This is a genomic window from Flavobacterium sp. NKUCC04_CG (assembly GCF_019345525.1).
In the GTDB taxonomy this organism is placed as follows: domain Bacteria; phylum Bacteroidota; class Bacteroidia; order Flavobacteriales; family Flavobacteriaceae; genus Flavobacterium.
The window spans coordinates 25,676-32,004 of the sequence record NZ_JAHKRA010000026.1 but is presented as its reverse complement, the minus strand read 5'-3'; the positions used below and the strand labels follow the sequence as shown (position 1 = coordinate 32,004).

Sequence of the window (6,329 nt, the reverse complement as noted above, 5' to 3'; positions counted from 1 at the left end):
TGTCGTCGCCTTTCTTTTAAGAACCCCTAGTCTTCACAGACTAGGGGTTTTTTGTTTTACAACGGAGCGACGTGTTCGGCCTTTGGCCTCGGTTCGTCGCCTTTCTTTTAAAAACCCCTAGTCTTCACAGACTAGGGGTTTTTTGTTTATAATCATTTCACCCCTACGGGGTTTACGAAAACGATACCTCGTTTTTCTATAATCATGTCACCCCTACGGGGTTTTATTCTAAGGAATTATACGATAAAAGAGCCTAGCGCAGCGCCACGGCACAAAATCCCTATCGTACTGTCGCAGACGAAATGATAGGGATTTTGCTAATGCGTAAAACTATGTTGTTATAATTATGTCACCTCTCCGGGGTTCTCTGCCTATAAGCGAATAGGCACATCGGCGTATCCGCTTTTATAATCATTTCACCCCCACGGGGTTTTCCATAACCAACATTTTATTGTCTAGCATTATTTCACCTCTACGGGGGTTCTCTGCCTATAAGCGAATAGGCACGTAGGCGTATCCGCTCTTTATAATCATTTCACCCCTACGGGGTTTTCCATAACCAACATCTTATTGTCTAGTATTCTTTCACCCCTCCGGGGTTCTCTGCTCATAAGCGAATAGGCCCATAGGCGTATCCGCCCTTAGAATCATGTCACCCCCACGGGGTTTTCCATAACCAACATTTTATTGTCTAGCATTATTTCACCCCTACGGGGTTCTCTGCCCATAAGCGAATAGGCACATAGGCGTATCCGCTTTTATAATCATTTCACCCCTCCGGGGTTTTATTATACGGAATTATACATAAAACCCTAACGCAGCGCCACGGCACAAAAAATCCCTATCGTTTTGTCGCAGACGAAACGATAGGGATTTTGCTAATGCGTAAAACTATGTTGTTATAATTATGTCACCCCTCCGGGGTTCTCTGCCTATAAGCGAATAGGCCCATAGGCGTATCCGCCCTTAGAATCATGTCACCCGTACGGAGTTTTATTATACGGAATTATACATAAAACCCTAGCGCAGCTCCACGGCACAAAAAATCCCTATCGTTTTGTCGCAGACGAAACGATAGGGATTTTGCTAATACATAAAATTGCATTTTTGTAACAATATTAATGTATCGTTTTCCTAGAACCCCGTAGGGGTGACATGATTGTAGATGATGCGTCACACGGGATTGTTGTTATCATAATGATATATCATTTTCGTAGAACCCCGTAGGGGTGACATGATTATAAAAAATGATGCGTAAAACGGGATTGTTATTATTATAATAATGATATATCGTTTTTATAGAACCCCGTAGGGGTGACATGATTATAACTTGCTGTTTTGGATTCTGACCGCATTGAGTATGGCCAATAAGGCAACTCCTACATCGGCGAATACTGCTTCCCATAAGGTGGCGTTTCCAGTGGCTCCTAAGGTTAAGACTATAATTTTTACAGCAAAGGCCAATACGATATTCTGATAAACGATTTGTCTGGTTTTTTTACCAATTTTGATAGCGGTTGGTATTTTGCTAGGCTGGTCGTTTTGAATTACAATATCGGCAGTTTCTATGGCGGCATCACTACCCAAGCCCCCCATAGCAATACCAGCATCTGCAAGGGCTAAAACAGGAGCGTCATTGATTCCATCACCGGTAAAAGCTAAGGTATGACCTTGCATTTTTAAGTCTTCAACATGTCTTACTTTGTCTTCAGGTAGCAGGTTTCCATAAGCATTGTCAATACCTAGTTGTTTCGCTACTTGTTGTACTATACTGTCTTTATCTCCACTCAGCATCATGGTTTTGATACCCATTTTATGTAGTTCTGCAATGGCGTCAAATGCATCTTCTTTGATTTCATCTGCAACGGTAATATATCCAGCATAAACTTGGTCAATGGATAGGATAACAATCGATTCAACGATTTGATGTATTTCTGTTGGATAGGCAACATTGTATTTATCCAATAATTTGCTGTTTCCGGCTAAAACGATTTTTCCATTGACTAGTCCTTTTAGACCGTGTCCGGGAATCTCTTCGATTTCAGCTGCTTCGAACATACTGTTTTTATCGGCGTAAGTTACGATTGCACTAGCTATAGGGTGAGTAGAGTGACGTTCTAGAGCAACGGCATATGCTAACAGTTCTTCTTGAGTGGTTTGTGTGGCATTGACTTTTTGAACTTCGAAAACACCTTTGGTTAATGTTCCCGTTTTATCCATAACAACTGTGTCGATTTGAGTCATCACATCTAGATAATTGCTGCCTTTAAAAAGGATACCATTTTTAGAAGCAAGACCGATTCCTCCGAAATATCCCAAAGGAACTGAAATAACTAAGGCACAAGGGCAAGAAATAACCAAAAAGACTAGAGCGCGATACAGCCAATCGGAAAATACATAAGGATTAGTCCATAGGGCAGGAGCAAAGGCAATCAGTATAGCCAATACAACCACAATGGGCGTATATACTTTTGCGAATTTTGATATAAACTGTTGTGTTTTTGATTTTCGTGCTGTAGCGTCTTGTATAAGAATTAGTATTTTGGAGAGTTTGCTATCCTCGAATTTTGCACTAACCTGAATTTCACAGACGGTTTGTAGGTTAATCATTCCTGCCAAAACAGTTTCCTGTGCTTTTTTGGTGTCGGGTTTGCTTTCACCTGTTAGGGCGGCTGTATTGAATGAAGCAGTAGTGGACAGCAGTATGCCGTCTAGACCAACTTTTTCTCCCGGTTTTATTTGGATGATTTCTCCGATTGCTACGGATTTGGCACTGACGACCGCAGTACTGTTATTGCGCAATACCGTCACTACATCTGGACGTACGTCCAATAATGCTTTAATACTCCGTTTGGCTTTGTCAACAGAAGCATGTTGGAACAGTTCTCCTACGGAATAGAATAACATCACCGCAACACCTTCAGAATATTCTCCAATGGCAAAAGCTCCAAAGGTAGCAATGGACATTAAAAAGAATTCCGAAAACACATTGCCGCTTTTAATCTGTTTAAAGGCTTGAATATTTACGGGTAGCCCAACATATAGATAGGCGACGATGTACCAAATTAAACGTAGCGGATTGTGAAAAATAGCCACTTCTAATTGCTCCATCGCAATTCCAGAAGCTAAAAACAAAAAACTGATGATAGCCGGTAGATAAGTTTTCCATGGGGTTTCGTTTGTATGCTCTGTATTTCCAAAGTCTAACTCATCGTGATTGTGGTCGTGATCGTGGTCGTGATCATTTTTATGTTGTGTATGTGTTGCCATAATATTTTTATTTATAATCAAATTGCTTATATACTGTGCAACTTGTTCTTGTTCTAAACAAAATTAGGCATTGTGTTTTCAATTACAACATATTGAGCTGTAAATCGAACAACTTTGCAATGCTGTTGCAGAGCAAAAAAAGCCACCCCATAAGGGTGGCTTCAAAAAAAAATACATCTATTTAAAAAAAATTAGAAACGCATTCCGACACCAAAACCTAGCAGTAAAGGATCTATAGTTACATCAGCAGGAATATCTAAAGGACCCCCTGCTAAGTTAGAAGCATCTACTGTTACGTCTGTTTTAAGGAATATTTTTTTCACATCGAGGTTGATAAAAAACGTATCGTTAATATCAATGTCAAACCCAATTTGGAAAGCATATCCAAAATTGTTTTTGTATTTTATATTGTGTACCACGTCTCCAGCTTTTTCGCTGTGAAATATAGTGTAATTCACTCCGGCGCCAACATAGGGTTTAAAAACATCTCCAGCATATACGTGATATTGTGCCATCAAAGTAGGAGGCAAAAGCCATACACTTCCCAAATCAACATTAACACCGTTGGGAAGTCCAACTGCAGTAAGGTTTGAGGACTTAGTGTTTACGGTATGTCTTGTTGTTCCTAAAATCAGCTCAGCAGTAATGTTTTTAGTAAAGAAATAAGTAAAGTCTAGTTCTGGAATAAAATTGTTTGAAATATCAATTCCTCCGCCAATGGTTCCAATTGTTGCACTCTCATTAGGGATAACTCCTACACCACGAGCGCGTACCATCCATTTTTTGTAATCGGTAGTCTCCTTTTGTTCTTGTGCAATCACGCTTCCAGAGAAAAGCATTAGACTTAATAAAGTAAAAATAATTTTTTTCATGTTGTAATATGTTTTATACAGTAAAAATACGAGCTAAAAACAGACCCTAAAATGATACTTATCATAGGAAAATTAAGAGTTTGGAGTACCTTCTTTTTAAACACTATTTTGATAAAAAACAAATGAAATATGATTGAATTTATTGCTAACGTTATTTTATTAGTAATTTTATAAATAAATAATTAAAAAATATAGAATATTTTGTAAATTTGATTAGAAACTAATAGGGTAATCATGAAAAAGTCATTGGTTATAGGGGCATCTTTGGATCCACAACGATATTCCTTTAAAGCAATTTCGATGTTGTTAGATCGTAATAATCCAGTCGAAGCCATCGGTTTGGAACAGGGAGTCGTATTTGGAATATATATTCATAATACTCAACCGCAGTTTACTGGAATAGATACCATCAATATGTATATTAACAGGAAGTCTCAGGAAGAGTTCTATGATTATATATTGTGTTTAAATCCCAAACGAGTTATCTTTAATCCGGGTACAGAGAATCCTTTTCTCTATTCGTTATTATTAAAAAACAATATCGAATACGATGAAGCATGTACATTAATTATGCTGAGTAAAGACCGTTATTAGTCGGTTTTCTTTTTGCTGATTAGCAGTAGTAAAAGAAAGGTGATCAATCCATTTACGACAATTAATTCGCTGTCGAATACATAATTCCCCAGTATATAACTCGAGTTGGTACTGATAAAGTAAGTAGCCAAAGGCGAGATAATACATATTAGTGGCACCCAAGTATCTCGAACGGTTTTGTTTTTTAGGAGTATACTGAAAGTAAACAAACCGAGTAAGGGGCCATAAGTGTAAGAAGCAATCTTAAATATCATACTGACTACCGATGCGTCGTTTATAGCATTAAACAGTAGAATCACCAGCAACATTAAGGTTGAAAATCCAAAATGAACCAACTTGCGGTAAGTTACATTTTTTGGATTCTTGGCTTGTTCGGGTTTGTCCATTTTTAGGAAATCGATGCAAAAAGACGTGGTTAATGCGGTTAGAGCCGAATCTGTTGTAGCAAAGGTTGCAGCGGTTAGACCGAGTAAGAATACTATTGAAGGAATAATGCTTAAATGATGGAAGGCTATTTCTGGAAACAGCAGGTCAGTTCGAGGTTTTCCAGTTACGGCATCTAAAGGGATTTCAACACCGTTTTGTTGTGCATAGATGTATAATAGGGCACCTACTCCTAAAAAGAATAAGTTGATGATAACGAAAATAGCCGTAAAGGAGTACATGTTTTTTTGCGCTTCTTTGATGTTTTTGCAACTGAGGTTCTTTTGCATTAAATCTTGATCTAAACCGACCATTGCAATGGTTACAAACATACCTCCAATGATTTGTTTGACAAAATGGAAACGACTACCTATGAAATCCTCAAAGAAAAAAATCTTGGAATATTGACTTTCTTTCACGGTTTCAAAAGCTTGCCAGAGTGATAAATCTAATGAATCACAAATGAAGTATATGGTAAGTAGTACTGAAGATACTAGGAAAAAAGTCTGAAGGGAATCGGTTACAATAATGGTTTTTAATCCTCCTTTATAAGTATAGGCATAAATTAGTAATAAGGCAATAAGTACGGTGGCGAAAAAAGGAACACCAAAATAGTCAAAAACATAGCGCTGCAATACAATAACCACTAGATAAAGTCGAAATGCCGAACCGATTGTTCTGCTTACAAGGAAAATAGTAGCTGCGGATTTATAACTGTAATGTCCCAGTCGCTTTTCAATATAAGTGTATATAGAAATTAAGTTATATTTATAATATAATGGAAGTAAAACTGCTGCAGTAATAATAAAACCCAAGGCATTACCCAAAACAAATTGAAAGTACTTAAACTGCTCGCCGCTTGGAGCACCTACTTCACCAGGAACTGATATAAAGGTGACTCCGGAAAGCGCTGTTCCAATCATTCCAAATGCTACTAAATACCATTTAGAGTTTTTATTAGCCATAAAAAATGCATCATTGCTACTGTCCTTGTTACTGATGTAATGGGAAATGAAAATCAAGAAACCGAAATAAATGACAATAATGCTAATAATGGTAATTGGAGTCATGGGGTTTTGTTTATTAAAAATCAAAAATAAGTAATTTCGCCTTACAAAGTTCGCTGTTAAAGCAAATAGATCAAGAAGTAGAAATTACTATCTTTGCCAG

General features: G+C 37.7%; 4 protein-coding genes. 1 reads left to right on the top strand and 3 read right to left on the bottom strand.

The features are described from left to right. Positions 1-1,323: 1,323 nt before the first annotated feature. A complete protein-coding gene (locus tag KO524_RS14670) occupies positions 1,324-3,270 on the bottom strand; it encodes a heavy metal translocating P-type ATPase (RefSeq protein WP_219294982.1) in 1,947 nt (648 codons plus the stop codon). A gap of 191 nt (positions 3,271-3,461) precedes the next feature. Next, positions 3,462-4,142 (bottom strand): OmpW family protein, encoded by a 681-nt coding sequence (locus KO524_RS14665; RefSeq protein WP_219294981.1) that lies wholly within the window; start codon positions 4,140-4,142, stop codon positions 3,462-3,464. A 234-nt stretch (positions 4,143-4,376) separates the two neighbouring features. On the opposite strand from KO524_RS14665, the gene KO524_RS14660 reads away from it, so the two are divergent. Beyond that, the gene (locus tag KO524_RS14660; RefSeq protein WP_219294980.1) at positions 4,377-4,736 is read left to right on the top strand and encodes a CoA-binding protein; all 360 of its coding nucleotides are present in this window, start codon (positions 4,377-4,379) and stop codon (positions 4,734-4,736) included. Here the strand turns inward: KO524_RS14660 and KO524_RS14655 are convergent. Next, the gene (locus KO524_RS14655) at positions 4,733-6,229 is read right to left on the bottom strand and encodes a sodium:solute symporter (RefSeq protein ID WP_219294979.1); all 1,497 of its coding nucleotides are present in this window, start codon (positions 6,227-6,229) and stop codon (positions 4,733-4,735) included. The two genes, KO524_RS14660 and KO524_RS14655, sit on opposite strands and share 4 nt — an antisense overlap. Positions 6,230-6,329: the final 100 nt, after the last annotated feature.